The sequence below is a fragment of the Xanthomonas sp. NCPPB 1062 genome (genome assembly GCF_041481705.2).
Lineage (GTDB): Bacteria > Pseudomonadota > Gammaproteobacteria > Xanthomonadales > Xanthomonadaceae > Xanthomonas > Xanthomonas euvesicatoria.
Genome location: NZ_CM192987.1, coordinates 3,256,394 through 3,281,363, shown reverse-complemented (window position 1 = coordinate 3,281,363; position 24,970 = coordinate 3,256,394). Strand labels below are relative to the sequence as shown.

Below are 24,970 nucleotides of genomic sequence, written 5' to 3'. Positions count from 1 at the left end.
CCGGCAAGTGTGGCCCGTTGCGGCGCACGCTGCGCTTGTGCTTGGCGCAGTGGCGCGCTGCAGTCACAATGAGCGGCCCCATCACTGGACCCTTACATGTCGCGCAAAGTTGCCGCCCGCAAGTCTCGTATCCACGGCAATGGCATGTTCGCCCTCGCCCCGCTCCGCAAGGGCGAGCGCATCATTCAATACAAGGGGCGGCTGCGCACGCATGCCGAAGTGGATGCCGACGACACCGGCGACGTGGAAAGCGGGCATACCTTTTTGTTCACGCTCAGCGACGACTACGTGCTGGATGCCAACTACGAAGGCAATGTCGCGCGCTGGATCAACCACAGCTGCGATCCCAATTGCGAGGCGGTGATCGAAGAAGCCGAGGGCGACGACCGCCGCAAGGACAAGATCTTCATCGAGGCCAAGCGCGACATCAAACCCGGCGAAGAGCTCACCTATAACTACGGCATCACCCTTGCCGAGCGTCATACGCCACGCCTGAAGAAAATTTGGGAATGCCGGTGCGGCTCGAAGAATTGCACCGGAACGATGCTGCAACCCAAGCGCTGAGCACGCAGCGATATGGCGCATACTGACGCCGCGCACACATCGGTTCACGGATGCGCAACGGCGTGATTCCTAGGGTCTGGGCTTCTTTTCAAGGAGCCTCCCATGTCTTATTCGCTCTCTGGCAAAACCGTCGCCGTGCTGGCCACCGATGGCTTCGAGCAATCCGAACTGACCGAACCCAAGCGCCTGCTGGAGAGCTGGGGTGCCAAGGTCGAGGTGATCGCGCCCGGCGATGGCACGCAAATTCGCGGCTGGAATCACACAGAGTGGGGCGATTCGGTAACGGTCGATCGGCGGCTAGATCATGCAGCGGCGGAATCCTACGACGCACTGGTGTTGCCTGGCGGTGTGCTCAATCCCGACACACTGCGCACCGATGAGCAGGCAATCGCGTTCATTCGCGCGTTTTCGAACGCACAAAAACCGGTGGCGGCGATCTGTCACGGGCCGTGGTTGCTGCTCGAAAGCGACTTGGTCCGCGACCGCAAGGTCACTTCATGGCCATCGGTCAAGACGGACCTGATCAATGCCGGTGCGCGCTGGCAGGATGCCGAAGTGGTGGTCGACGGCCAACTGATTACCAGCCGCAAGCCGGACGACATTCCTGCATTCGCCGCAGCCGTGGCCAAGGCCTTGGCTGCATAGGTTCTTCACTGGCCAGTGTCAGCTCGAAACACCAAGGCCCGGCGCAGATGCGTCGGGCCTTGATGTGTAGCCTTGCGTGGATTGTCGCCATCCACGCCAATACCACGCGGACCTACTTCCCGGACAGCGCTGCCGCGGGCACCAGTTGCTCGATGTTCTGGTTGAAGTTGACCGCAACCCGCCCGTTCTGGATGCCGACCGATTCCACCTGCACCGCACCCATCACGGATGCAATGGCCGGGTCGATCCGATAGATCGGCTCCTTGCGCGCATAGTCGGCCAGCCAGGTATTGAGCAGCTGCCGCGTGCTGTGGTCGAGCTTTGCGCCTGCATGGGCGGGGCGGAAGTCGTCGATGCTGGGTTGATCCAGATAAAAGCCCTGTTTGGCCACGTCGTAGCGCAGTGCGCTGGTCAAGGTCACATTGCCGACCGGTGCAGGAGCGCCGCCTGCGGTCGCCACGGCAAGATCGAAGGCCATCTTGAGCCGATCGCCTGGCGGCAACGATAGCGCCGGGTTGCTGACCGTCATCGCGATCAGCCCGCCCAGCGTGTCATGTGTCTGCGGGAAGCGACCACCCAGATAGTGCTGCAGGTCGCTGGCCTGCACGCTGATTTGTTTTCCCTGGATCTGCGGCGCAGCCCAGGCGCTGGTGATGGGCATTGCCAAGGCGAGGGCGAGTATGGAACCGGCAAGCGAACGCAGTTTCATCGGGTGACTCCGGCAACAGGTGACATCACCTTAGTCGGCGCCGGTGAACCACGGGTTAGCGCAACACCGGCTGCAGCGTGGCCGAATAGATTTCCCAGCCATCGCTGCCGGCCCGGGGTTGCAGCCGGTATGCCCCGACCAGGCGTTGCGTGCCGGTGGTGGTGCGTACCGTCAATTGCACCGGTACTTCGATACGCTGTGGCGGCTGCGCCTGATCCAGTGCAAAGGGCGGATCGTTGTTGATGCGCATCGACTGGATATTGGGGATGGCACGCAAGGCCGCATCGTCCGGTACCGGGGGAGGGCGACCGCCGGCCCATAAGGCATCGGCCTGCGCGCGCGCCGCTCCCGGCAACGCGCCGAGGTAGCGTTGAACGGTGGCGCTTGCTTGGGCGTAGTTGGCCAACGCAATGGCATCGGTGGGATCAGCCGCAGGGGCGGGTGATGCGGTCGCGGTGCCGGTAGCGGCGTTATTGAGCGGGCGCGATGCGCTCGCAGCGTGCGTCGCCGAGGCGACGTTTGCCTGCGGATCGCCAGTGCGATGACAGCTGCAACCGGAAAGTGCGGCTGCGATAACGAGCATTCCCATCCAGCGCATGGCGCGTCCCATCCCCGAGGTGCGCAGTGTAGCGGGTACGTGTGGCGATGCGTCTTCAGGCGCCGGTGGCGGGGTGTACGCGCTGCAGGCGTTCCAGCAGCAGCTGCAGTTTGGGACGCAATGCGTCCAGCGCATCGCTGGGCTGGGCGCGTGGGCGGGCCGCCAGGTCTTCCAGCAACTGCGAGCCTACGGTCAGTGCCGCGCATTCGTCGCTGCTCAGGTCGCGGCGCAGGTGCAGTTCTTCGAGCAGCCGCATCCAGTCGGCGCGCGAGCGTTGTTCGAATTCGATGGTGCAGCGGTCGTCACAAGGGCGGCCGTCGTTTTCGATCGGCGTGACCGTGATGCGATAGCGTTTGCGGGACATATGGGTCGCGTCGTTCTGGGCTGTGCTCACCATAGGCGTAGGACGCAACCGTCTCGATAGGGTGGCCCATGACGCAGTGTTCCAACGTGCTCAGTTTGCTGGCCGAGCGGCAGGTTTGCGCAGGAGTGGCAGCGGATCGTACGCACCGTTGCGTCCATAGACACCATAGTGCAGGTGTGGCGGCGTGCCGCGCGCATTGCCGGTGCTGCCGACCTTGCCGAGCAGGGTGCCGGGCTCGACCACATCGCCTACTGCGAGGCCGGCAGCCCAATCGTCAAGATGCGCGTAGTAATGCCGTTCCATCGCTGGACCCAGCAGCCAGACCTGTTTTCCGCCCAGGCCCTGGTCGCGGATGGCGCTGACCACGCCGCGCGTTGCCGCCACCACCGGTGTACCGCGTGGCGCGAAGATATCCACGCCCGCATGCGTACGGTCGCGGCCACGCGGTGCACCAAAGGTGTCGGCAATCTGTCGCGCACGCACGCCTTCCACCGGCACATGCAACTGCGCAGGCGGCGGCATTTGCGACAGCTCCCAGCTGGTACGGAGCTGATGGGCGATCGGCAGCTGCCAGGCCCAGCGCGCGGCCACCGCCAGCACGCACAACAGCGCAATGGAGACAACAATGCTGCGCAGGCGACGTGCCGGGCTACGGGTGGCAACTCGGCGTGGCGACGATGGCGGGGTGTTCGACGGACCGGTCACAGGCACCTGCAGATGGCGAACCAGCATGCAGGGTAGGGCAGTGCCGATGAGCGGTATGTGCTGCTCTCTGCGGAGCGAGCGCAAAAAAAAGACGGCCCGCAGGCCGTCTTCGTGATACAGGATGCGTGCTCGATTAGAGCGCCGCGTCCTTCAACTTCTTCAGTGGACGTGACTTGAGCTTGGTGGTCGCAGGCTTGGCGGCGAACATCTGCTCTTCCTTGGTGAACGGGTTGATGCCCTTGCGCTTCGGCTTGGCCGGCACGTGCACGGTGGTCAGCTTGAGCATGCCCGGGATGGTGAAGCTGCCGACGCCCTTCTTGCTCAGCGAGGCGTGTGCGGTGGCTTCCAGCGAAGCCAGCACGGCGCGGACGTCCTTCGGGGCCAACTGGGTGCTTTCGGCAATGTGCGCGACCAGGCCGGTCTTGCTCAGTGCTTCCTTGATCGGCTTGGGCGCAGCGGACTTGGCAGCAGCGGCCTTGGCCGGCTTTGCGGTCTTGGTCGCGGCGACCTTTTTCACTGCCTTCTTGGGGGCAGCCTTCTTAGCGGCGGTTTTTGCCATGAGTGATGTGTTCCGTATTCGTTGGTGGTGTTGGGTCTGCCGACCCAGTCGGCAACGCGAAATGTAGGGCAACTGCTGCGCGCCGCCAATAGGCAAACGATGAAACAGCACGAAAAAAGCATCTTTCGACGGGGATTCGTTCACCAGCGGCAGAAAAAGCGCACAAAACGCATCGGCTTGCCCGTGCCATGCGCGCGTTGGCTGCATGTCTGACGCACAGCAGCAGATCGTTTGCGCGAGCGAACGCCGCAACACGCATCCGGGGCGACGATGCAACGAGCCGATAAGGCCAGCCTTTTGGGGGATGCATGTAACGGGGCCACGCGCCGACAAGATGGCTGCCATCGATTGCAAACGTGGACGCACGTTCCATGTGCGGCAAATGGAGCGGTTATTGGGCGCTATGCAGCCTTCGGCCTTGTATTGCCCTGCATCCACCTTCCGGTGATCAGGCGCTGGCGCGGCGGTTTGCGCAGATGTTCGAATCGTTTTCGGCGTGCCATGCGCGCCACGCGAAGGCACCGCGCGATACGCGACATGCAGACCCGCCGCGTTTCAATCAGTCATTGGCCGCGGACAAGCTGCGGCCGCGTTCGGTCGCTGCGGCAATGGCCTGGGCGGTGAGGGCTTCAAAGCCGCCGGCCTGGAACGTCTCGATGGCGGCGTGGGTCGTGCCGTTGGGCGAGGTCACGCGGCGACGCAGGACCTCCGGTGGTTCGCCCGATTCGGTGAGCATGCGTGCGGCGCCGAGCAGCGTTTGCAACACCAAGGTACGCGCGGTTGCGGCGGGCAGGCCCTGCGCTTGCGCGGCAGCTTCCATCGCTTCTGCCAAGAGAAACACATAGGCCGGTCCGCTGCCGGAGACCGCGGTCACCGCATCCATCTGCACTTCGTTGTCGATCCAGACGGTGACGCCGGCGCTGTCCAGCAGTTGGGTCGCCTGTTGGCGTTGCGCCGCCGACACGCGCGCGTTGGCGTACAGCCCGGTGACACCGGCGCCGAGCAGGGCGGGTGTGTTGGGCATCGCACGAACCACCGCGATATCGCCGCCCGACCAGCGCTGCAGCTGCGTGGCGGTGATGCCGGCAGCGATGGAAACCAGCAGCGGTTGTTGTGCCTGCGCCAGATCTGCCAGTTGCGCGCACACCATTGGCAAGACCTGCGGCTTGACCGCCAAGACCCAGGTCGTGGCCGCATCGACAGCGGCGCGCGCATCCTCGACCACCTGCACGCCGAAGTCGCGCGCCAAGGCGTCGCGCAGCTCGGCCACCGGCTCGGCCACGCGGATGCTGGCAGCCGGCGTGCCCTGCCGGATCAGCCCGGCAATCAGGCTGCGCGCCATGTTGCCGCCGCCGACGAAAGCGATGGACGTGGCAGCGGAAGACGAGGGCGATGACGAGGCAGGTGTGTTCATTGCGGCACCTTCATAAGACGAATCGATGTGGGAGGCGAGGCGATCAGGCAGAGGCGGCCGGCGCGTGATCGCGCGCACCGAACAACGCCGTGCCCACCCGCACCATGGTGGCGCCGGCCGCGATCGCTTCGGCGAAATCCGAGCTCATGCCCATCGACAAGGTGTCCACCTGCCGATGGCGGGCTTGCAGCTGCTCGAACAGCGCCTGCATGCGCATGAACGCGGCCTGGCGTCGTGCCTGATCCGGAAACGGGGCAGGGATGGCCATCAGTCCGCGTAGCTGCAAACGCGGTTGCAGGGCGATCGCTTCGGCCAGGCTGTCGATCGCTTCGGGTGCGCATCCATGCTTGCTGTCCTCGTCGTCGATGTTGACCTGGATCAACACATTCAACGGCGCGCGGTCGGCAGGGCGATGGCGTGCCAGCAGCGGAATCAATTTGGCGCGGTCCACCGTCTGCACCCAATCGAAGCACTGGCTCGCCAGTTCGGCCTTGTTGGATTGCAGGTGGCCGATCAGATGCCATTCCAAACCCAACGCACGCAACTGGGCAATCTTGGCATCGGCTTCCTGCACGTAATTTTCGCCGAAGGCGCGCTGGCCCTGCGCGGCCAGGGCGGCGACGGCGTCGGCCGGCTTGGTCTTGGAGACCGCCAGCAGCCGCACGTCGGCACGCGCGTGTGCGGCCGCCGCGGCGTGGATGGCATCGAGAATCTGCTGCAGCGACGAAGCCGGCACGTGGCATTCCGAAGAAGGGCGGGAACGCTATAGTGCCGGCCGCAGACGCTTCCATCCAGTTGGGGGCTGCCGGGCGCCTGTATCGGCGCGCCGGCGCTGCGTGTATTTAGAGGAGTGTCTGGAAGCAAGGTGGGAGACCTTCCCCAGATCCGATCAAGGCCCGGCGCGATACGCACTGACGGCAGCGCGACCGGCTACGCTCGGGCCAGCGCTGCGCTCGCCAGCATTCCTTGAAGCCACCGAGCAGCAGCCGTTCGGCCTTGGGCGGTTCCGCACCCGGGCGCAAGGCAACGGTTTCAGCCAGGCGCGTTGCGGCCGACCTGAACCGGCGACAGGGCTGCTTCCCGCCGGCAGCCAGAACGCTATACTGCCGGCCGGGGAGTACCTTCCAATCGCAGCCTAGGGGAAAAGCAGCGCATGGATATCGCTGAACTATTGGCGTTTTCTGTCAAGAACAAGGCATCGGACCTGCACCTGTCTGCAGGGCTGCCGCCGATGATCCGTGTCGATGGCGATGTCCGTCGCATCAATATTCCGGCGTTGGACCACAAGCAGGTGCACGCGCTGGTGTACGACATCATGTCGGACAAGCAGCGGCGCGATTACGAGGAATTTCTCGAGGTCGACTTTTCGTTCGAAATTCCATCGCTGGCGCGTTTCCGCGTCAATGCGTTCAACCAGAACCGCGGCGCCGGCGCGGTGTTCCGTACCATTCCGTCCGAAGTGCTGACGCTGGAAGACCTGGGCTGCCCGCCGATCTTCCGCCAGCTGATCGACCAGCCGCAGGGCCTGATCCTGGTCACCGGCCCGACCGGCTCGGGCAAGTCGACCACGCTGGCAGGCATGATCGACTACATCAACAAGAATGAGTACGGGCACATCCTCACCGTCGAGGACCCGATCGAATTCGTGCACACCTCGCAGAAGTGCTTGATCAACCAGCGCGAGGTGCATCGCGACACCCACGGTTTCAACGAGGCGCTGCGCTCGGCACTGCGCGAAGACCCGGACATCATCCTGGTCGGCGAATTGCGCGACCTGGAAACCATTCGCCTGGCGCTCACCGCCGCGGAAACCGGCCACCTGGTGTTCGGCACCTTGCACACCAGCTCGGCGGCCAAGACCATCGACCGCATCATCGACGTGTTCCCGGCCGGCGAAAAGCCGATGGTGCGCTCGATGCTGTCCGAATCGCTGCGCGCAGTGATTTCGCAGGCACTGCTGAAGAAGGTCGGCGGCGGCCGCACGGCGGCGTGGGAAATCATGGTCGGCACCCCGGCCATCCGCAACCTGATCCGCGAGGACAAGGTGGCGCAGATGTATTCCTCGATCCAGACCGGCCAGCAATACGGCATGCAGACGCTGGATCAGCATCTGCAGGATCTGGTCAAGCGCAGCCTGATCACGCGCAACCAGGCCCGCGAGTACGCCAAGGACAAGCGGATATTCGAGTAGCCGGGATTCGGGATTCGGGATTGGGGATTCGCAGCTGCGATTTCCCGTGCCGGACCCGCTCTTGCCAATCCCGAATCTCCACTCCCGAATCCCTGCTCCAGAGGAGCACGCCATGAGCACCATCGACTTCACCTCCTTCCTCAAGCTGATGGCGCATCAGAAGGCCTCAGACCTGTTCATCACCTCGGGCATGCCGCCGGCGATCAAGGTGCACGGCAAGATCAGCCCGATTACCCAGACCCCGCTGACTGCGCAGCAGAGCCGCGACCTGGTGTTGAACGTGATGACGCCGTCGCAGCGCGAGGAATTCGAAAAGACCCACGAGTGCAATTTCGCCATCGGCGTATCCGGGGTCGGGCGTTTCCGTGTGAGCTGCTTCTATCAGCGTAATCAGGTGGGCATGGTGCTGCGCCGGATCGAAACGCGCATCCCCACCGTGGACGAGCTGAGCTTGCCGCCGGTGATCAAGACGCTGTCGATGACCAAGCGCGGCATCATCATCTTTGTCGGCGCCACCGGAACCGGTAAATCGACTTCGCTGGCGGCGATGATCGGCTACCGCAACCAGAATTCCACCGGGCACATCATCACCATCGAAGACCCGATCGAATTCGTGCACAAGCACGAGGGCTGCATCATCACCCAGCGCGAGGTCGGCATCGACACCGACAGCTGGGAAAATGCGCTGAAGAACACCCTGCGCCAGGCGCCGGACGTGATCATGATCGGCGAGGTGCGCACCCGCGAAGGCATGGACCATGCGATCGCCTTCGCCGAAACCGGCCACCTGGTGCTGTGCACGCTGCACGCCAACAACGCCAACCAGGCGATGGACCGCATCATCAACTTCTTCCCAGAGGATCGGCGCAACCAGCTATTGATGGACCTGTCGCTCAACCTCAAGGGCGTGGTCGCGCAGCAGCTGATTCCGACCCCGGACGGCCGCGGCCGACGCGTGGCGATGGAAATCATGCTGGGCACGCCGCTGGTGCAGGACTACATCCGCGATGGCGAGATCCACAAGCTCAAGGAGATCATGAAGGAGTCCACCAACCTGGGCATGCGCACCTTCGACCAGAGCCTGTTCGAGCTCTACCAGGCCGGCGAAATCAGTTACGAAGATGCGCTGCGCTACGCCGACTCGCAGAACGAAGTACGCCTGCGCATCAAGCTCTCGCAGGGTGGCGATGCCAAGACCTTGTCGCAGGGCCTGGACGGTGTGGAAATTTCCGAAGTGCGCTGAGTGCAGCACGCTTCGGTGCCCGCGTGCACGGGTGCCAGTGTCGACGGATAACAAACGCGGATACCTGCCCGGGCGTGCACGGAACTGACCTGCTGGCGCCGCGGCGACGCCAGCCCGTCTGCGTGCCGCTGCCATTTCGTGCCGGGCGTGGCGACCAGCGTTGCGCCAGGATCGTACCGACGACGCGGCCCGGGCCGCCGCGTGGAGGAATCGCCTGAGCGCGCCAAAGAAGAAGACGGCCCGGCTCGAATCGTCCGCGCATCTGCCGACGATCGAGAAGCCCGGCCATACCGTTGCCGCGCCGTCCCGGCATGCCCGGGTGCTGCGGAGGAGGCGGCGGTCGACGGCCGGCCGAGGCGCCCCTGTCACGCAGCGAGCTGGCGAGGCGTCGTCCCGGTTTCAGATGTAACCGGGTAGGTCGATAGTGTCTAATATCGCACCCCACTGCAGTGCCCAAGCCCGTGAGCCTTCCCGATTCCGATCTGCGACCGGAGCAAGAACCCTTGCCCGACGATGGTGCCGTGGTCACCGCCGGCCCGCTCACTCCTCCGCCGGATTCGGCCGGGACTGCCGCCGACGACCACGCCTTCCATCATTCGGTGGCTGAGGATGCGCAAGGCATGGTGCTGGCGACCCTGGTTGCATCCCTCGGTCTGGCCATCTTTGCCAAGGGCGGACTGATGATCGGCGGCATGGCCGGCGTGGCCTTCCTGTTGCACTACGCGCTGCACTGGAATTTCGGCCTGGTGTTCGTGCTGGTCAATCTGCCGTTCTATTGGCTGAGCGTGCGCCGGATGGGGTGGGAATTCACCCTGAAGACCTTCGCGGCAGTCGGCGCGTGCGGCGTGCTGACCAACCTGCTGCCGCGCTGGGCCGACTACGCGCACATGAGCACGGCATTTTCGGCAATCGCCGGCGGCGCGCTGTCTGGCCTGGGAATCTTGTTCTTCATTCGCCACCGCGGCAGCCTGGGCGGCATCGGCATCCTGGCGGTGTACCTGCAGCGCGAGCGTGGCTGGAGCGCGGGCAAGGTGCAAATGAGCTTCGACGCGATGCTCATGCTGGTCGCCTTCTTCGTGCTGACCCCGGACAAGGTGCTGTATTCGGCCATCGGCGCCTTGATGCTGAGTCTGGTGCTGATGTTCAATCACCGCCCGCACCGCTATATGGGCGTGTGATACGTGCCGAAGATCGCTCGCATGCGTCCGGGAGCGGCTAGCACGATGTCGCGGGCAGACGGTCAGCGGGCGCGGCTGGCGCGGCCAGAACCGCAGCGTGCCAGCGATGCATGCCGCTTTACGTGTAACGGCCAGGCCCGCCTGGCGACAAGCGCCGTCGTTTGTCAGCAGTTCTAGGTGGTTTCGCGTGCCGGGCAATCGGTAGGCAACTGCAGCCGTTGCATCAACCCGCGCGCATCGAACGGTGCATGCACCTTCATGTCGTTGTCGAAATAACAGTACACATCGCGCATTGCGCGCTTGCGGGCGCGTGCGCCGACCCGGGCTGCATCGTCCGGTTCGGCTCCGCTGGCCCACGCGGCGATGCGTGCTGCCCAGCGATCCAGTGCGGTATCGCTGTAGCCGCTGGCGTACAACTGCGCATCGCCATGCAGACGCACATAGACAAAATCGGCGCTGACGTCCTCCAGGTACGGGAATTTGCCTGCGGTGTCGGCGACCACCACCGCGACATTGTGACGCCGCAGCAGGCGCATGCAGGCTGGATCGCAGAAGCTGTCGTGACGCACTTCCAATGCGTGACGGATCGGCCGATTGCGATCGATTGCCAGGGCGCTGCGGCCCTGCATCAGCGCGGTGTCGCGCTTGCGCGCCCGCGCCAACGCGGCCTCGCTGTCGCGCGGCAGGCTGCCTAGAAATGCGTCCAGCAGCTCGGCATCGAACCGGAGTGTCGGCGGTAGCTGCCACAGGACCGGGCCCAGTTTGGCGCCCAGCCGCAAGATTCCCGAAGCGAAGAAGTTGGCCAGCGCCTGCTCGCAATCGCGCAGGCGCTTCATGTGGGTGATGAAGCGCGGGCCCTTGACCGAAAAGACGAAGTCCTCGGGCGTTTCGTCATGCCAGCGCTGGAAGCTGTCCGGGCGCTGCAGCGAATAAAAGGAGCCATTGATTTCCACGCTGGGAAAGCATCCCGCGGCGTATTCGAGCTCACGCCGCTGGGCCAGGCCAGCCGGATAGAACGTGCCGCGCCAGCGTGCGTAACGCCAACCGGAAATGCCGATGCGAATAGCCATGACCCCGAGCATTTCGCGTGCGCCGTGCAAGAGGTGTCTAGCCGCGCTGGACCGTGCGCGTTTTCGCCGGCGTCTGCGCCTGCAGCCAGGGCGGCGCCAGTGCCCGGATCTGCGCAAACACCGGGCACCGGGCATGGTGTGCGCCGGGCAGGTAGCCCAGGCTCATCAGGAACTCGCCGGTGATTTCGCCGCCGGTGAAGCGGAAGGTCTTCTTGAACAGCTTGACCCAGGCCGGTTTGTCGAGCGGGTGGTGGGCGTCCAGCCACTGCGCGAAGCTGCCGTGCGTGGCGCGTAGCGCCTGGATGACCTGTGCATTGTGGATGGCCGCCAGCACCTTGAGGCGATTGCGGATGATGCCGGCATCGCCCATCAACCTGCTGATGTCCTGGTCGCCATATGCCGCAACAGCGTCCACGTCGAAGCCGTCGTAAGCCCGCTGGAAATTGACGCGCTTGCGCAGGATGGTTTCCCAGCTCAGTCCGGCCTGGTTGATCTCCAGCACCAGCCGTTCGAACAACTCGCGTTCGTCGCGCTGCGGAAAGCCATACTCGTGATCGTGGTAGTGGCCATGGACCGGATGGCCTGGGGCGATGCTGCAGTAACCGCTCATGTGGATGCCTGTGGTTGTGGGGCGAGGCTTGCCAGTCGCGCGCCGGTCGCTGCCGTGGCGGGCGAGCGGCAGTAGCGCAGAGGCCGGGAGGCCGTTTGCGCCGCTGCAGCGCTGCAACTCGCACGCATCGCGGTCAAGCTGAACGTGTCGGTCAGGCGCCGCATGCGGTCTGCCGCGAAGGCTGCCGCATCGGCGGCATCGCACGTTTCCGGCGCCGGCAAGGCCCAGTATGGCAGCGGCTCTGCGCGCGGCGAAGCGAACGGCTAGAATGCGGCCATGTCTGTTTTGCCCACGCCTCTGGCCAACCAATTGCTGATTGCGCTTCCGGCGCTGTCCGACCCCACCTTCTCGCGCAGCGTCGCGCTGATCTGTCAGCACGACGAGAACGGCGCCATGGGCGTGCTGGTCAACCGGCCTTCCGAATACACCCTGGGCGAAGTGTTGTCGCAGATGGGCATCGACACCGACGATGAGCCGCTGCGCGAGCAGGTCGTGCTCAGCGGCGGGCCGGTGCACCCTGAGCGCGGTTTTGTGATCCATGACGATGCGCGCGAATGGGATTCCAGCCTGGAAGTGGGGCAGGGCGTGTTCCTGACCACCTCGCGCGACATCCTTGAGGCGATGGCGGCCGGCAACGGCCCGCGCAATGCGCTGGTCGCGCTGGGCTGCGCGGGTTGGGGTGCCGGCCAGCTGGAATTCGAGCTGGGCGAAAACAGCTGGCTCACCGCGCCCTCGGATGCCAACGTGCTGTTTGCGACCGCGCTGGAAGATCGCTGGCAGACCGCTGCCGGGCGTATCGGCGTAGACCTGTTCCGGCTCACGGATTATTCCGGGCATGCCTGAGGCGGGCGCGATTCGCCCCGATGGCACGGTGCTGGGCTTCGACGTGGGGTCGCGCCGGATCGGCGTGGCGGTCGGAACCGCGCTCGGTGCCGGCGCGCGCGCGGTGGCCGTCATCAATGTGCATGCCAACGGCCCGGACTGGGTCGCGTTGGACCGCGTGTACAAGCAGTGGCGACCGGACGGCCTGGTGGTTGGCGACCCGCTCACGCTGGACGACAAAGACCAACCCGCCCGAAAACGCGCACACGCGTTCGGCCGCCAGCTGCGCGAGCGCTATGCGCTGCCGGTTGTCCTGATCGACGAGCGCTCCAGTTCGGTTGAGGCTGCGCAGCGTTTCGCGCGCGAGCGCGCCGATGGGCGCAAGCGGCGCCGCGACGCCGAAGCGCTCGATGCGATGGCCGCCGCAGTGATCGTCGAACGCTGGTTGGCCGCGCCCGACCAAGCCACCTCTCTTCCTTGACTCCCGACCTGCGATGACCACCATGCAACTCGATTCGGACGGACGCCTGCGCCACCTGCTCACCCTGGAAGGACTGCCGCGCACCACGCTGCTGCAATTGCTCGACCGCGCCGGCCAGATCCGCGATGCGGCGGTGGGGCGCGTGGGCAAGCGCAGCGTGCTGGCGGGCACGGCGGTGTGCACGCTGTTCTTCGAACCCTCCACGCGCACGCGCAGCTCCTTCCATCTGGCGGCGCAGCGGCTGGGCGCGGACGTGCTCAATTTCGATGCATCCACCTCATCCACCCGCAAGGGCGAAACCGCGCGCGACACCTTGAAGAATCTCGAAGCGATGGGCGTGCGCGGCTTCGTGGTGCGTCACCCCGAGGACGGCGCGGTGGAAGCGCTGGCGGCCGCCGCGGGCGAGGGCACCGCGTTGATCAATGCCGGCGACGGGCGTAGTGCGCATCCCACCCAAGGCCTGCTCGACATGCTCACCCTGCGCCAGGCCAAGGGCACCGATTTTTCCAAGCTCAAGGTCGTCATCGTCGGCGACGTCAAGCATTCGCGTGTTGCGCGCTCGGACCTGCATGCCCTGCGCACGCTAGGCGCTGGTGAGATCCGCGTCTGCGGCCCGGCCAGCCTGCTGCCGGACGACGGCATACTGGAGGGCTGCGTGGTCGGCCAGGATTTCGATGCCATGCTCGAAGGTGCCGACGCGCTGATGATGCTGCGCCTGCAGCGCGAGCGCATGGAAGAAGGCCTGGTGCCCTCGCTGGAGCAGTACCACACCGAATATGGTCTGACCCGCGAGCGTCTGGCGCGTGCTGGCCGCGACGCCGCGGTGCTGCACCCGGGCCCGATCAACCGCGGCGTGGAAATCACCGATGAAGTGGCCGACGGCGCGCAATCCTGCGTGCTGCGGCAGGTTGCCAATGGCGTTGCCGTACGCATGGCCGTGCTGGAAACCCTGCTCGGCTAAGCGCGGCTGCGCCGCCGGATCGTGAGTCGCTCCAGGAGCGGCGCCCCCACCGCGCAACCAATGCGCGGTGGCCTTTGATCCATGAGGCGTCGATTGCGAAGAGGCAGCCGCTTCTCGCCGAACGTGCACCGTGGTCGGTCGCGCGGTGGCGTTCGATGCGCAACATCATGCGTGCAGACAAACAGTCGCTTGCTGCCTGAGGTGCCTGGCGGTCTGCTCTTGCGAATCCCGAATCCCGAATCCCGAATCCCGAATCCCCGCACCACCAGCTAACACCCTCTCACATATCGTGAGCGCTCCTTTCAGCGCAGGAGATCGCAATGGGTATTTCACGTCACGCCACCGCCCACTGGGAAGGCGACCTCAAGACCGGCAAGGGCCAGCTCAGCACGCCGCAGAGCGGCTTGATGGACAACACCCGTTATGCCTTCAGCAGCCGCTTCGGCGACGAGAAGGGCACCAATCCGGAAGAACTCATCGCCGCCGCGCATGCCGGCTGTTTCACCATGGCATTGTCTGCGCAGTTGACCGAAGCCGGTTTTCCGCCGGCCTCGCTGGACACGCGCGCCGATGTGGATCTGTCGATGGAAGGCGGCCCGCAGTTGTCGCAGATTCGCCTCAAGCTCAAGGCCGTGGTGCCCGGCATCGACGAGGCCAAGTTCCGCGAGCTGGCCGACACCGCCAAGAAGAATTGCCCGGTCTCCAAGGCACTGAGCGCGGTGCCGATCAGTCTGGAAACCGAGTTTTCCAGCTAACGCCAATACCGCTACGACGCGTCGGCGCAAGCGCCCGGCGCGTGCAGCTGGCGGCAACCTGAATAGGGCTTTTTACGGCCGGTTTGGTTCAGTGCGGTTTCACTGGCGCAGGACGAGCATCGGCAGCGTGTCCTCCCTATGAAGCTGCCGCAATGAAAACTCTCGTGCTTGGTGCTCTGGTGATGGGTCTGGCCGTGGCGGGCAATGCCACGGCGCAGCGCTATGACAGCGGCTACCGCGATTACGGCCGCAGCGGCTACGAGGATGGCCGTTACGAATATGCGCGCGTCGTGCGCGTGGATCCGATCATCGTTGCCGACTCGTACAACGAACGCACCAGCGAACGTTGCTACGATCGTCCCGCCGACGGTTATTACACGAGCAACGACGGGTATTACCGCGACGGCGGCTATGCCCAAGCCGGTGTGTCCAATCGTGGCGTGGCCAGTGTGATCGGTGGTATTGCGGGTGCCGTGCTCGGCAGCCAGGTCGGCGGCGGCAATGGTCGTCTGGTCGGTACCGCCGTGGGCACCATGGCGGGCGTCGCGGCGGGCCGTTCGATCTATGAGGCCAATCACCGCACCTACCAGGGCAACGTGAGGGTCTGCGAGCCGGTGTCCTACCGCCGTGAACGCGACCGCGTGGATGGCTACGACGTCACCTACGAATACGCCGGCCGCATGTACCACACGCGTAGCGATTACAACCCGGGCGACCGAATCCGTGTGCGCGTCGACGTGCGCCCCGACTGATCAGTGCCGGATGCATGCGGTGCCGCTGGTGGCTCCGGCATCGGGCTAAACAGAACGCTGCGGGCAACCGCAGCGTTCTTGCGTTTGGCGGAGCGATTGCCGGCAGCAGTGGCACGTCAACCAGGCGTGGGCGCTGATCGATGCGAGGCGCCTTGCTGTTTCACACAAGCGCCGATGCGCGGTGCACCGGCGGTGATCAGAAATTGGCAGCACCTGCAGGCCACCCGCTGCGTTGAATCCAGCGCAGCAGCGCTGCTGCCGCCCTAAGCCCAGTCCAGCGTGCCGCGAATCACCGTCTGCACCTGGCCACCCGACCACACGTCGCCGTCGGCATCGATATGCAGTTCCAACAGGGCATCGAAGCCGATTTCGCGGCCCTGGCTGACGGTGTAGCGACGGTCGGTACCGGGCAATGCGTCACGGCTGTCCAGCCATGCGGCCAGCACCGCATTGGCCGCGCCGGACGCCGCGTCTTCGAAGCGCCGGCCATTGCCGACGAAGGCTCGTACTGCCAGATCGTAGGTGCCCGGTGCGCCGGCGCGTGCATACGCAAACACGCCCATGCTGCCGGTGGATTCTGCCAACCCGGCAATCGCGTCCCAGTCCGGCTGCAGGCCGCGCAGCGCGGCTTCGCTTGCCAGTTCCACCACCCACCAGGTGCGGCCGCCGTCCATCAGCGCAGGCGGCAGCCTCCCCAGCGGCCAGCCCTGCAAGGCATCGCGCAGGCGCGGATCGTTGGCATCCACCTGCTCGGCCACGCGTGCGCGTGGCGTGCGGATCGCGATGCTGCGGTGGCCGCCGCGCTGCTCCACACGCAGCGGCAACCGGCCGGCGATGCCGTCCTGTACCAGGACGCCATCCTGTGGTGCGGCCAGGCCGGCCTCGAGCACGGCATGCGCAGTGCCCACACTGGGATGGCCGGCAAACGGCACCTCCTTTTGCGGCGAAAACATGCGCAGCCGGTAGCTGCTGTGCGCGCTTTCGGCGGGAAAGACGAAGGTGGTCTCCGGCAGTTTGGTCCAGCGTGCGATGGCCTGCATCGCCGCATCGTCCAGACCCTGCGCATCCAGCACTACCGCCAGCGGATTGCCGCTGCCGGGGCGGGCGGAGAACACATCCAGTTGCAGGAAAAGGCGAGTGGTCATGGGCGTCGATCCGCAGTAAGGGCGCGGCAGCTTACCAATCGATGCGGCCGTCGATCACCTGCAGCGTCGCTCCGCCAATCCAGACTTCGCCTTCCGCGTCCACCTCCACCTGGACGCGGCCGTCGCGGCCAACCTCGCGGCCCTGACTGGCGACGTAGCGCGACTGCGCTCCGGGCAGGCGGCCCTCGCCATGCAGGCGGGCGGCAATACAGGCATTGGCGCTGCCGGTGACCGGGTCTTCCGCAATGCCATCGCCCGGGCAGAACGCGCGGACGACCAAGTCGGCATCGCCATCGTGCACGGGCGCGTAGATGGCCAGGCCAACGGCGGCGCTGGCCTGGGTCAGGCGCGCAATGGCGGCAAGCTCCGGGACTGCCTGCCGTATCGCCTGCGCGTCGGCCAATTCCAGCAACCACCAGTTCGGGCCGTTGTTCCAGAGTGCGGCCGGCTGCGCGCTGACGCGCAGGCCAGTGCAGGCGCCACGCAGCGCCTCGGCGTACGTGTCGCCCGTGTCGATGGCGCGTGCGCGCGGGGCGCGCAGCCGCACCAGCAAGGCGCCGTGCCGGTCGAACACGTCCACCGGCAGCACGCCGGCCGCGCATTGCTGGCGCAGCCGGCCGTCGGGCTTGTACGCGGTCACGCCGTGGGTCACCGCCGCCCACGCGGCACCGACGCTGGGGTGGCCGGCAAACGGTAGCTCGGCACGTGGGGTGAAGATGCGGATGTGGTAATCGGCATCGGGCACGCTGACCGGCAGGAAGAAGACCGTCTCGGACAGATTCAGCCACGCGGCGATCTGCTGCATCTGCGCAGACGACAACGTCTCTGCATTGAAGACCACGCCCAGCGGGTTGCCGCTGCCGGCCCGGGCGGCGAAAACATCCAGTTGCAGATAGCGGTGCTTGCTCATGGTGGGGACATCTCGATCGAAGGAGGGGCGCGGCGATGGTTGCAGTGCAAACCGATACGGCAGTGGACGTGGCGACCGGAACGCTGTGATCGCACGCGGGGTCATGTCAGCGGCATTGGCAGTAGAATCAGAGGTTCCGCTCGGCATCCCGGGCATCTTCCCCCCCCCATCCTAAACGCCTATCTCAATGTCAGCTCCCCACTCTACCGATCGTTGGATCGTCCTCAAGTTCGGCGGCACTTCGGTGTCGCGTCGTCATCGCTGGGACACGATTGGAAAACTGGCGGGCAAACGGGCGAACCAGACCGGCGGTCGCGTGCTGGTGGTGGTGTCTGCATTGTCGGGCGTGACCAACGAGCTCACCGCCATTGCCGACGGCGCCGCCGATAGCGCACAGCGCATGGCGGCACTGGACCAACGCCATCGTGAGTTTCTGGCCGAGCTCGAACTGGACGCCGATGCGGTGCTGGGCGAGCGACTGGCCGCACTGCATGCGTTGTTGGGCGACGCGCGCGCTGCAACGCGCACGCTGGACTGGCAGGCCGAGGTGCTGGGGCAGGGCGAGTTGCTGTCGTCCACCATCGGTGCGGCGTACCTGCATGCCAGCGGCCTGGACATGGGCTGGCTGGATGCGCGCCAATGGCTGTCGGCGCTGCCACCGCAGCCGAATCAGAGCGAGTGGTCCAAGCGGCTGTCGGTGTCGTGCCAGTGGCAGTCCGATGCCGATTGGCGCACGCGTTTCGCCGCGCAACCGACACGCTTGCTGATCACGCAAGGCTTCATTTCGCGTCATGCCGATGGCGGCACCGCGATTCTGGGCCGTGGCGGTTCGGATACCTCGGCGGCGTACTTCGGTGCGCTGCTCGGCGCCAGCCGTGTGGAAATCTGGACCGATGTGCCCGGCATGTTCAGCGCCAACCCGAAGGAAGTGCCGGATGCGCGGCTGCTGACCCGGCTGGACTATTACGAAGCACAGGAAATCGCCACCACCGGCGCCAAGGTGCTGCACCCGCGCTCGATCAAGCCGTGCCGCGATTCCGGCGTGCCGATGGCGATCCTGGACACCGAGCGCCCCGATCTGCCGGGCACCAGCATCGACGGCAATGCCGAGCCGGTGTTGGGCGTCAAGGCGATCAGCCGCCGCAACGGCATCGTGCTGGTGTCGATGGAAGGTATCGGCATGTGGCAGCAGGTCGGCTTCCTGGCCGACGTGTTCACGCTGTTCAAGAAGCATGGCCTGTCGGTGGACTTGATTGGTTCGGCCGAGACCAACGTCACCGTGTCGCTGGATCCTTCGGAAAACCTGGTCAACACCGACGTGCTGGCGGCGTTGTCGGCCGATCTGTCGCAGATCTGCAAGGTCAAGATCATCGTTCCTTGCGCGGCCATCACCCTGGTCGGGCGCGGCATGCGTTCGCTGCTGCACAAGCTCTCCGACGTGTGGGCCACGTTCGGGCAGGAGCGCGTGCACATGATTTCGCAGTCGTCCAACGACTTGAACCTGACCTTCGTCATCGACGAAGCCGATGCCGACGGTTTGCTGCCGATCCTGCATGCCGAACTGATCGACAGCGGTGCAATGCCGGTCAGCGAGGGCGAGGTGTTCGGCCCGCGCTGGCGGCAGATCATCGGCTCGGTACGTCCGCGTCCCACGCCGTGGTGGCATGCCGAGCGCGCGCATCTGCTGTCGCTGTCCAAGGCCGGGACGCCGCGTTACGCGTACCACCTGCCCACGGTGCGTGCGCGTGCGCATGCGCTGGCGCAGATTGCCGCGGTGGATCAGCGCTATTACGCGATCAAGGCCAACGCGCATCCGGCCATCTTGATGGCGCTGGAACAGGCTGGCTTCGGGCTGGAGTGCGTTTCGCACGGCGAATTGCGCCGCGTCTTCCAGGCGCTGCCGGAGTTGTCGCCGCGGCGCGTGCTGTTCACGCCGAGCTTTGCGCCCAAGGCCGAATACGAGGCGGCCTTCGCGCTGGGCGTGACGGTGACCGTGGACAACGTCGAAGCGCTGCGCAACTGGCCCGAGGTGTTCCGTGGCCGCACGATCTGGCTGCGCATCGACCTGGGGCACGGCGACGGCCATCACGAGAAGGTCAACACCGGCGGCAAGGCGTCCAAGTTCGGCCTGTCGTCCACGCGCGTTGATGAATTCGTCGATGTGGCGCGCACGCTCGAGGTCACCATCACCGGCGTGCATGCGCATCTGGGCAGTGGCGTGGAGACCGGCGAGCACTGGCGGATGATGTACGACGAGTTGGCCGGCTTCGCGCGTCGCATCGGCACGGTAGAGACCATCGACATCGGCGGCGGCCTGCCGATTCCGTACAGCGCCGAAGACGAGCCGTTCGATCTGGAGGTGTGGGCCAAGGGCCTGGCCGAGGTCAAGGCGGTGCATCCTGGCTACCGCCTGGCGATCGAGCCGGGCCGCTATCTGGTGGCCGAAGCCGGCGTCTTGCTGGCCAGCGTCACCCAGGTGATCGAGAAGGACGGCGTGCACCGCGTGGGCCTGGATGCGGGCATGAATACCTTGATTCGCCCGGCGTTGTACGACGCCTGGCACGACATCGAAAACCTCAGCCAACTCGACGCGCCGGCCGATGGCATGTTCGATATCGTCGGGCCGATCTGCGAATCGTCGGACGTGTTCGGCAAGCGTCGCCGGCTGCCAGCGGCCACTGCACCGGGCGATGTGGTGCTGGTCGCCGATGCCGGTGCCTACGGCTACACGATGGCCAGCACCTACAATCAGCGCGAATTGCCGCGCGAAGAGGTGATCGATGCGTCCACTGGCTGAGTTCGTCGTACTCAGCACGTTGGCCGGTGGCGTGGCGATGGTGTTTTCCACCGCCATCGATATCGCCGGGCAACCGACCCCGTGGACCGACAGCTTGAAGTGGGCAATCCCCGCGTTGGTCGCTGCCGGCCTCGGCGCGTGGAGCGCAGCGTTATGGCAACGTCGGCGTGCCCGGCAGGCACGCGCGCAGCGCGCCGGCGGCATGGCATTGCGCACCGTGGTGTTGAGTGCGCTTGGCTATCTGCCGGCGTTGCTGCTGTACCTGCTGGTCGCGTTGGCCATCACCGGCGACGCAACGGTGATTCGCTCGGATGTGATGCTGCTGTTGTTCGTGATCGGTTGCCTGCCGTTGCTTTGGGCGGCGGTGCCGTTTTCCATGATTGAATATGTCCTGTGCCGACGTTATCTGCGTCGTGTACGTGTTTCTGCAGGTAGTCCATGAGCGCTTTCGACAAACATCAGATGTCCACCTTCCGTTTCGTGCGTTGCGCACTCGACGCGCAGACCGGCGTGGCGACGCTGGTGTATGCCTTCGATCAAGGCCCGGAGCTGGTCGAGACCGTTGCGGTGCCGGGCGCTCCGTTCGTGCTGGAGGGCGCGCAGGCGACTGCCGTGCAACAGGCGCTGCGGCTGCTGCATCTCATTGCAGGGGTCAGTTATTTCAAGGCCGCGGTGCCGCCGAACATCGCCATCGACAGCTACGGCATCGATGCCGAGACGGCCGCGCTGGTGGAAAGCGTGTATCTGCACGGCCTGGGCGAATTTGCCTACCGCAATGGCTTGGATCTGCACGGCAAGATCCACTTTCCGGTGGCGGCGCAGGCCACTGCCGCCGCGCCGGCAGTGGGGTTGCGCGAGCATGCGCTGGTGGCGATCGGCGGCGGTAAGGATTCGCTGGTCAGCATCGAGGCGCTGCGCCAGGCCGGCCTGGCGCAGACCGTGAGCTGGATCGGCGGTTCGCAACTCATCCGCGCCTGCGCAGAGCGCACCGGGTTGCCGGTACTCAACATCGGCCGCGTGCTGGCACCGGAATTGTTCGAACTCAACCGCCAGGGCGCGTGGAACGGGCATATCCCGGTGACCGCGGTGAACTCGGCCATTCTGGTGCTGGCAGCGCTGCTCACTGGTGTTGACCAGGTGGTGTTCTCCAACGAACGCTCGGCCAGTTACGGCAGCCAGATTCCCGGCACCGGCGAGGTCAATCACCAGTGGTCCAAGGGCTGGGCCTTCGAACAGGCGTTCGGCGAGTACGTGCAGCGGCACGTGGCAGCCGATCTGCGCTATTACTCGTTGCTGCGGCCGCTCTCGGAGTTGGCGGTGGCGCGGCAGTTCGCCAAGACCGATCACTACGACGCGCATTTTTCCAGCTGCAACCGCAACTTCCACATCATGGGCGAGCGCCCCGTGCATCGCTGGTGCGGCGTGTGCCCGAAGTGCCATTTCGTGTTCCTGGCGCTGGCGCCGTTCATGCCCAAGACACGGCTGGTCAACATCTTCGGGCGCAATCTGCTCGACGATGCGAGCCAGGCCGGCGGCTACGACGCGTTGCTGGAATTCCAGGACCACAAGCCGTTCGAATGCGTGGGCGAAGGCCGTGAATCGCGCGCGGCGATGGCGGTGCTGGCCAGCCGCGCGGAGTGGAAGGAGGACGCGTTGGTGAAGCGCTTCATCCGCGACATCCAGCCGCAGCTCGACCCAAATGATCTGCAGGTCGAGCCACTCATGGCCATCGATGGCGAGCACCGGATTCCGCCGGCGCTGTGGGAGCGCGTGCGTGCGAATTTCGCAGCTTGAAGGCAAGACCGTTGCGTTGTGGGGCTGGGGGCGTGAAGGACGCGCGGCGTACCGTGCGCTGCGGACGCGCCTGCCGACGCAAGCGCTGACGGTGTTCTGCAACGCCGAAGAGGCGCGCGAGATCGATGCGCTGGAAGATGCGGCCTTGCAGGTGGAAACCGCTGCCAGCGCGCAGGCGCTGGGGCGATTCGAGATCGTCGTGAAGTCGCCCGGCATCAGCCCGTATCGCGCCGAGGCATTGGTCGCCGCCGCGCAGGGCACGTGCTTCATCGGCGGCACCGCGCTGTGGTTTGCCGAACACGCGCAGGCGGACGGCAGCGTGCCCGGTGTCATCTGCGTCACCGGCACCAAGGGCAAGAGCACCACCACGGCGCTGCTGGCGCACCTGCTGCGCACGGCCGGGCATCGCACCGCGTTGGTCGGCAATATCGGCCAGCCCTTGCTGGAAGTGCTGGCACCGCAGCCGCCGCCGGCGTATTGGGCGATCGAGTTGTCCAGCTACCAGACCGGTGATGTCGGGCGCAGCGGCGCGCGCCCGGAACTGGCACTGGTGTTGAATCTGTTTCCCGAGCATCTGGACTGGCACGGCGATGAGGCACGCTATGTGCGCGACAAGCTGTCGCTGGTGACCGAAGGCCGGCCGCGGATCGCCTTGCTCAACGCTGCCGACCCGCTGCTTGCCGGCCTGCAGTTGCCGGATAGCCAGGTGCGTTGGTTCAATCATTCCGCCGGTTGGCATCTGCGTGGCGACGTGGTCTATCGCGGCGAACAGGCCATTTTCGATACCGCCGATGTGCCGCTGCCGGGCGAGCACAACCGCCGCAACCTGTGCGCGGTGCTGGCGGCGGTAGAGGCCTTGGGCCTGGATGCGGCGGCACTTGCGCCGGCGGCAGCGAGCTTTCGTCCATTGCCCAACCGCCTGCAGTTGCTCGGCAGCGTGGACGGCATCAGCTACGTCAACGATTCCATCAGCACCACGCCGCATGCATCGCTGGCTGCCCTGGCGTGCTTTGCGCAGCGACGCGTGGCACTACTGGTCGGTGGCCATGATCGCGGGCTGGATTGGCACGATTTCGCCCAGCAGATGGCGCGGCAGGCGCCGCTGGAAATCGTGACCATGGGCGCCAACGGCCCACGCATCCATGCATTGCTGGCGCCGCTGGCCGAGGCGGGGCACTTCGGCCTGCATGCGGCCAACGATCTCGAACACGCCATGGGACTGGCGCGCGCTGCGCTGGGCCAGCAGGGCGGTGTGGTGCTGCTCTCGCCCGGGGCGCCCAGCTTCGGCGCCTACAGCGACTATGTTGCGCGCGGCCGCCACTTCGCGCAGCTGGCAGGGTTCGACCCGGCGGCAATCAGCGCGATTGACGGACTGGGTGTGCACTGAAGGCGGCTAACGCACCGGCTGCACTCATCGGCTGGTGGGCATGGCCGATGCTCGGCAATGGTATGTGCCGCTCGCACACCGCTGTGCCTGCGAGCTGTTCTCCGCCACCAGATGGATGTTCGTTGCCTGTTGGTCGCCGCGCCAACGCCAGCGCCGCCGCGATGGCGCGATCGCCTCGAAAGCACGCATGCGCAGCGCATGCGAACGCGCAGGTGCGATCGGACTGACTGCCTGCCGCCACCGTGGCCGGCAGCGGCGACGATGACCTCTCCTGCACGGCAGCAGCGCCTACACTCGCCGCACCATCCTGGGAGCAAGCACATGTACAAGCAACGGACATGGCGTGGCATTGGGTTGATCGGTGTTCTGGCTTCGCTGGCCTTCCCCGCAGCAGCGGCGATGCAGGCCAAGCCGCTGGAATGGAAGATCGGCAAGGACACCTATAGCGGCGTGCTGGTGTACGACGATGCCGGCGATGCCAAGCGCCCGGGGCTGGTCATGGTGCCCAACTGGCGCGGTGTCAACGAATCGGCGGTGACCAAGGCCAAGCAGCTGGCCGGCGACGATTACGTGGTGCTGGTGGCCGACGTGTATGGCAAGGGCAAGCGCCCGGCCAACGACAGCGAGGCTGGGCAGTTCGCCGGCGCCCTGAAGAAGGATCCGCCGGAGTTGCGCGCACGCGCGCTGAAAGCGGTAGAGGTGCTCAAGGCGCAGGCCGGCAAGGCGCCGCTGGACGCAGCGCGCATCGGTGCGGTGGGCTTCTGCTTCGGCGGCACCACGGTGCTGGAGCTGGTGCGCTCAGGCGCGCAGCTGGCCGGCGTGGTGAGCCTGCATGGTGGCATCGCGACTCCCAGCCCGGCCGCCGCCGGCTCGGCCAAGACGCCGCTGCTGGTGCTCAACGGTGCCGACGACAAGAGCGTGAGCAAGGCGGATATCGCCGCGTTCGAAACCGAAATGAATGCAGCCGGCGCGGATTGGCAATTCGTCAATTTCAGCGGCGCGGTGCATTGCTTTGCCGAGGCCGACGCCAACAGCCCGCCGGGCTGCCTGTACAACCCGCGTGCGGCCAAGCGGGCGTATCGCATGCTCGGCGATTTCTTCGACGAGCGCTTTGGGCAGTAACCGGGATTGGTGATTTGGGATTGGGGATTCGCAAGAGCGAAGTCCCGTCCTTCAGCGAATCAAACCCCCGGGTTTTTGCTCGGGCGTTGCGCTGATCAATCATTCGGCTAACCGATGTCGGGACGCGCAAAACCGCGATCACGCCGCCTTTGCGAATCCCTGATCTCCAATCTCAAATCCCGGCCGGCGCGCGC

General features: G+C 65.6%; 26 protein-coding genes. 15 read left to right on the top strand and 11 right to left on the bottom strand.

What is annotated here, in order from left to right; translation table 11 throughout:
* Positions 1 to 96: 96 nt before the first annotated feature.
* Complete coding sequence (locus tag ACCQ16_RS14315) at positions 97 to 564, top strand: SET domain-containing protein (protein ID WP_003487757.1); 468 nt, start codon at positions 97 to 99, stop codon at positions 562 to 564.
* 102 nt (positions 565 to 666) lie between these two features.
* Positions 667 to 1,209: a type 1 glutamine amidotransferase domain-containing protein gene (locus ACCQ16_RS14310; protein WP_277572612.1), complete on the top strand. Its 543-nt coding sequence runs from the start codon at positions 667 to 669 to the stop codon at positions 1,207 to 1,209.
* Between the two features lie 112 nt (positions 1,210 to 1,321).
* Here the strand turns inward: ACCQ16_RS14310 and ACCQ16_RS14305 are convergent, their stop codons facing one another.
* From ACCQ16_RS14305 to ACCQ16_RS14275, 7 genes are all read right to left on the bottom strand, one after another.
* The gene (locus ACCQ16_RS14305) at positions 1,322 to 1,918 is read right to left on the bottom strand and encodes a DUF1439 domain-containing protein (RefSeq protein ID WP_277572613.1); all 597 of its coding nucleotides are present in this window, start codon (positions 1,916 to 1,918) and stop codon (positions 1,322 to 1,324) included.
* Positions 1,919 to 1,973: 55 nt separating this feature from the next.
* Positions 1,974 to 2,516, bottom strand: coding sequence for a hypothetical protein (locus ACCQ16_RS14300; protein WP_343237581.1), 543 nt, complete (start codon positions 2,514 to 2,516; stop codon positions 1,974 to 1,976).
* Positions 2,517 to 2,571: 55 nt separating this feature from the next.
* Positions 2,572 to 2,913: a DUF3861 family protein gene (locus tag ACCQ16_RS14295; protein WP_003489901.1), complete on the bottom strand. Its 342-nt coding sequence runs from the start codon at positions 2,911 to 2,913 to the stop codon at positions 2,572 to 2,574.
* A gap of 57 nt (positions 2,914 to 2,970) precedes the next feature.
* Complete coding sequence (locus ACCQ16_RS14290) at positions 2,971 to 3,612, bottom strand: M23 family metallopeptidase (protein WP_014090668.1); 642 nt, start codon at positions 3,610 to 3,612, stop codon at positions 2,971 to 2,973.
* Between the two features lie 106 nt (positions 3,613 to 3,718).
* Complete coding sequence (locus ACCQ16_RS14285) at positions 3,719 to 4,144, bottom strand: HU family DNA-binding protein (protein ID WP_008571830.1); 426 nt, start codon at positions 4,142 to 4,144, stop codon at positions 3,719 to 3,721.
* 559 nt (positions 4,145 to 4,703) lie between these two features.
* Positions 4,704 to 5,558 carry a pyrroline-5-carboxylate reductase gene (proC, locus tag ACCQ16_RS14280; RefSeq protein WP_277572614.1) on the bottom strand — a complete coding sequence of 285 codons (855 nt, stop codon included), beginning with the start codon at positions 5,556 to 5,558 and terminating at the stop codon, positions 4,704 to 4,706.
* Between the two features lie 43 nt (positions 5,559 to 5,601).
* The gene (locus ACCQ16_RS14275; protein ID WP_277572615.1) at positions 5,602 to 6,294 is read right to left on the bottom strand and encodes a YggS family pyridoxal phosphate-dependent enzyme; all 693 of its coding nucleotides are present in this window, start codon (positions 6,292 to 6,294) and stop codon (positions 5,602 to 5,604) included.
* Positions 6,295 to 6,711: 417 nt separating this feature from the next.
* Between ACCQ16_RS14275 and ACCQ16_RS14270 the strand changes: the two genes are divergently transcribed.
* The 3 genes from ACCQ16_RS14270 (at position 6,712) to ACCQ16_RS14260 (ending at position 10,170) form a co-directional block, all read left to right on the top strand.
* Complete coding sequence (locus ACCQ16_RS14270) at positions 6,712 to 7,749, top strand: type IV pilus twitching motility protein PilT (RefSeq protein ID WP_003489919.1); 1,038 nt, start codon at positions 6,712 to 6,714, stop codon at positions 7,747 to 7,749.
* A 112-nt stretch (positions 7,750 to 7,861) separates the two neighbouring features.
* Positions 7,862 to 8,992, top strand: coding sequence for a PilT/PilU family type 4a pilus ATPase (locus tag ACCQ16_RS14265; protein ID WP_008571827.1), 1,131 nt, complete (start codon positions 7,862 to 7,864; stop codon positions 8,990 to 8,992).
* Between the two features lie 503 nt (positions 8,993 to 9,495).
* Positions 9,496 to 10,170, top strand: coding sequence for a YitT family protein (locus ACCQ16_RS14260; RefSeq protein WP_008571826.1), 675 nt, complete (start codon positions 9,496 to 9,498; stop codon positions 10,168 to 10,170).
* A 173-nt stretch (positions 10,171 to 10,343) separates the two neighbouring features.
* Here ACCQ16_RS14260 and ACCQ16_RS14255 read toward each other — a convergent pair whose 3' ends face one another.
* On the bottom strand, positions 10,344 to 11,270 hold the full coding sequence (locus ACCQ16_RS14255; protein ID WP_014090666.1) for a DUF72 domain-containing protein: 927 nt from the start codon (positions 11,268 to 11,270) through the stop codon (positions 10,344 to 10,346).
* A 7-nt stretch (positions 11,271 to 11,277) separates the two neighbouring features.
* Positions 11,278 to 11,850, bottom strand: a complete 573-nt coding sequence (locus ACCQ16_RS14250; protein WP_184419895.1) for a DNA-3-methyladenine glycosylase I — start codon at positions 11,848 to 11,850, stop codon at positions 11,278 to 11,280.
* Between the two features lie 276 nt (positions 11,851 to 12,126).
* Between ACCQ16_RS14250 and ACCQ16_RS14245 the strand changes: the two genes are divergently transcribed.
* The 5 genes from ACCQ16_RS14245 to ACCQ16_RS14225 all read left to right on the top strand — a co-directional run bounded on the left by ACCQ16_RS14245 (position 12,127) and on the right by ACCQ16_RS14225 (position 15,621).
* A complete protein-coding gene (locus ACCQ16_RS14245) occupies positions 12,127 to 12,693 on the top strand; it encodes a YqgE/AlgH family protein (RefSeq protein WP_003489930.1) in 567 nt (188 codons plus the stop codon).
* Complete coding sequence (gene ruvX, locus ACCQ16_RS14240) at positions 12,686 to 13,153, top strand: Holliday junction resolvase RuvX (protein ID WP_008571823.1); 468 nt, start codon at positions 12,686 to 12,688, stop codon at positions 13,151 to 13,153. The genes ACCQ16_RS14245 and ruvX overlap by 8 nt, the downstream gene beginning before the upstream one ends.
* 13 nt (positions 13,154 to 13,166) lie before the next feature.
* A complete protein-coding gene (locus tag ACCQ16_RS14235) occupies positions 13,167 to 14,114 on the top strand; it encodes an aspartate carbamoyltransferase catalytic subunit (protein WP_029819889.1) in 948 nt (315 codons plus the stop codon).
* 320 nt (positions 14,115 to 14,434) lie between these two features.
* Positions 14,435 to 14,869, top strand: coding sequence for an OsmC family protein (locus tag ACCQ16_RS14230; protein WP_003489936.1), 435 nt, complete (start codon positions 14,435 to 14,437; stop codon positions 14,867 to 14,869).
* A gap of 152 nt (positions 14,870 to 15,021) precedes the next feature.
* Positions 15,022 to 15,621 carry a glycine zipper 2TM domain-containing protein gene (locus ACCQ16_RS14225; protein ID WP_014090663.1) on the top strand — a complete coding sequence of 200 codons (600 nt, stop codon included), beginning with the start codon at positions 15,022 to 15,024 and terminating at the stop codon, positions 15,619 to 15,621.
* A gap of 263 nt (positions 15,622 to 15,884) precedes the next feature.
* Here ACCQ16_RS14225 and ACCQ16_RS14220 read toward each other — a convergent pair whose 3' ends face one another.
* Together ACCQ16_RS14220 and ACCQ16_RS14215 are read right to left on the bottom strand one after the other, a co-directional pair.
* Complete coding sequence (locus ACCQ16_RS14220) at positions 15,885 to 16,766, bottom strand: PhzF family phenazine biosynthesis protein (protein ID WP_218506589.1); 882 nt, start codon at positions 16,764 to 16,766, stop codon at positions 15,885 to 15,887.
* Between the two features lie 31 nt (positions 16,767 to 16,797).
* Positions 16,798 to 17,676, bottom strand: coding sequence for a PhzF family phenazine biosynthesis protein (locus tag ACCQ16_RS14215; RefSeq protein ID WP_277572616.1), 879 nt, complete (start codon positions 17,674 to 17,676; stop codon positions 16,798 to 16,800).
* Between the two features lie 187 nt (positions 17,677 to 17,863).
* On the opposite strand from ACCQ16_RS14215, the gene ACCQ16_RS14210 reads away from it, so the two are divergent.
* The 5 genes from ACCQ16_RS14210 to ACCQ16_RS14190 all read left to right on the top strand — a co-directional run bounded on the left by ACCQ16_RS14210 (position 17,864) and on the right by ACCQ16_RS14190 (position 24,776).
* A complete protein-coding gene (locus ACCQ16_RS14210) occupies positions 17,864 to 20,473 on the top strand; it encodes a bifunctional aspartate kinase/diaminopimelate decarboxylase (RefSeq protein WP_127166718.1) in 2,610 nt (869 codons plus the stop codon).
* Positions 20,457 to 20,915, top strand: a complete 459-nt coding sequence (locus ACCQ16_RS14205; protein ID WP_029819884.1) for a hypothetical protein — start codon at positions 20,457 to 20,459, stop codon at positions 20,913 to 20,915. The genes ACCQ16_RS14210 and ACCQ16_RS14205 overlap by 17 nt, the downstream gene beginning before the upstream one ends.
* Positions 20,912 to 22,267 (top strand): UDP-N-acetyl-alpha-D-muramoyl-L-alanyl-L-glutamate epimerase, encoded by a 1,356-nt coding sequence (murL, locus tag ACCQ16_RS14200; RefSeq protein WP_277572617.1) that lies wholly within the window; start codon positions 20,912 to 20,914, stop codon positions 22,265 to 22,267. Before ACCQ16_RS14205 ends, murL begins: the two co-directional genes overlap by 4 nt.
* Positions 22,248 to 23,654, top strand: a complete 1,407-nt coding sequence (murD, locus tag ACCQ16_RS14195; protein WP_277572618.1) for a UDP-N-acetylmuramoyl-L-alanine--D-glutamate ligase — start codon at positions 22,248 to 22,250, stop codon at positions 23,652 to 23,654. The genes murL and murD overlap by 20 nt, the downstream gene beginning before the upstream one ends.
* Positions 23,655 to 23,975: 321 nt before the next feature.
* On the top strand, positions 23,976 to 24,776 hold the full coding sequence (locus tag ACCQ16_RS14190; RefSeq protein ID WP_277572619.1) for a dienelactone hydrolase family protein: 801 nt from the start codon (positions 23,976 to 23,978) through the stop codon (positions 24,774 to 24,776).
* The last annotated feature ends 194 nt before the right edge of the window (positions 24,777 to 24,970 follow it).

What these genes read in the sequence shown, in the direction of transcription:
- ACCQ16_RS14220 (WP_218506589.1), bottom strand. Translation starts at nt 16,766, where the DNA reads ATGACCACTCGCCTTTTCCTGCAACTGGATGTGTTCTCCGCCCGCCCC.
- ACCQ16_RS14285 (WP_008571830.1), bottom strand. Translation starts at nt 4,144, where the DNA reads ATGGCAAAAACCGCCGCTAAGAAGGCTGCCCCCAAGAAGGCAGTGAAA.
- ACCQ16_RS14265 (WP_008571827.1), top strand. Translation starts at nt 7,862, where the DNA reads ATGAGCACCATCGACTTCACCTCCTTCCTCAAGCTGATGGCGCATCAG.
- ACCQ16_RS14310 (WP_277572612.1), top strand. Translation starts at nt 667, where the DNA reads ATGTCTTATTCGCTCTCTGGCAAAACCGTCGCCGTGCTGGCCACCGAT.
- ACCQ16_RS14245 (WP_003489930.1), top strand. Translation starts at nt 12,127, where the DNA reads ATGTCTGTTTTGCCCACGCCTCTGGCCAACCAATTGCTGATTGCGCTT.
- ACCQ16_RS14210 (WP_127166718.1), top strand. Translation starts at nt 17,864, where the DNA reads ATGTCAGCTCCCCACTCTACCGATCGTTGGATCGTCCTCAAGTTCGGC.
- ACCQ16_RS14270 (WP_003489919.1), top strand. Translation starts at nt 6,712, where the DNA reads ATGGATATCGCTGAACTATTGGCGTTTTCTGTCAAGAACAAGGCATCG.
- ACCQ16_RS14190 (WP_277572619.1), top strand. Translation starts at nt 23,976, where the DNA reads ATGTACAAGCAACGGACATGGCGTGGCATTGGGTTGATCGGTGTTCTG.
- ACCQ16_RS14215 (WP_277572616.1), bottom strand. Translation starts at nt 17,676, where the DNA reads ATGAGCAAGCACCGCTATCTGCAACTGGATGTTTTCGCCGCCCGGGCC.
- ACCQ16_RS14305 (WP_277572613.1), bottom strand. Translation starts at nt 1,918, where the DNA reads ATGAAACTGCGTTCGCTTGCCGGTTCCATACTCGCCCTCGCCTTGGCA.
- murL (WP_277572617.1), top strand. Translation starts at nt 20,912, where the DNA reads ATGAGCGCTTTCGACAAACATCAGATGTCCACCTTCCGTTTCGTGCGT.
- ACCQ16_RS14225 (WP_014090663.1), top strand. Translation starts at nt 15,022, where the DNA reads ATGAAAACTCTCGTGCTTGGTGCTCTGGTGATGGGTCTGGCCGTGGCG.
- ACCQ16_RS14235 (WP_029819889.1), top strand. Translation starts at nt 13,167, where the DNA reads ATGACCACCATGCAACTCGATTCGGACGGACGCCTGCGCCACCTGCTC.
- ACCQ16_RS14295 (WP_003489901.1), bottom strand. Translation starts at nt 2,913, where the DNA reads ATGGTGAGCACAGCCCAGAACGACGCGACCCATATGTCCCGCAAACGC.
- ACCQ16_RS14290 (WP_014090668.1), bottom strand. Translation starts at nt 3,612, where the DNA reads ATGCTGGTTCGCCATCTGCAGGTGCCTGTGACCGGTCCGTCGAACACC.
- ruvX (WP_008571823.1), top strand. Translation starts at nt 12,686, where the DNA reads ATGCCTGAGGCGGGCGCGATTCGCCCCGATGGCACGGTGCTGGGCTTC.
- ACCQ16_RS14230 (WP_003489936.1), top strand. Translation starts at nt 14,435, where the DNA reads ATGGGTATTTCACGTCACGCCACCGCCCACTGGGAAGGCGACCTCAAG.
- ACCQ16_RS14300 (WP_343237581.1), bottom strand. Translation starts at nt 2,516, where the DNA reads ATGCGCTGGATGGGAATGCTCGTTATCGCAGCCGCACTTTCCGGTTGC.
- ACCQ16_RS14250 (WP_184419895.1), bottom strand. Translation starts at nt 11,850, where the DNA reads ATGAGCGGTTACTGCAGCATCGCCCCAGGCCATCCGGTCCATGGCCAC.
- proC (WP_277572614.1), bottom strand. Translation starts at nt 5,558, where the DNA reads ATGAACACACCTGCCTCGTCATCGCCCTCGTCTTCCGCTGCCACGTCC.
- ACCQ16_RS14315 (WP_003487757.1), top strand. Translation starts at nt 97, where the DNA reads ATGTCGCGCAAAGTTGCCGCCCGCAAGTCTCGTATCCACGGCAATGGC.
- ACCQ16_RS14205 (WP_029819884.1), top strand. Translation starts at nt 20,457, where the DNA reads ATGCGTCCACTGGCTGAGTTCGTCGTACTCAGCACGTTGGCCGGTGGC.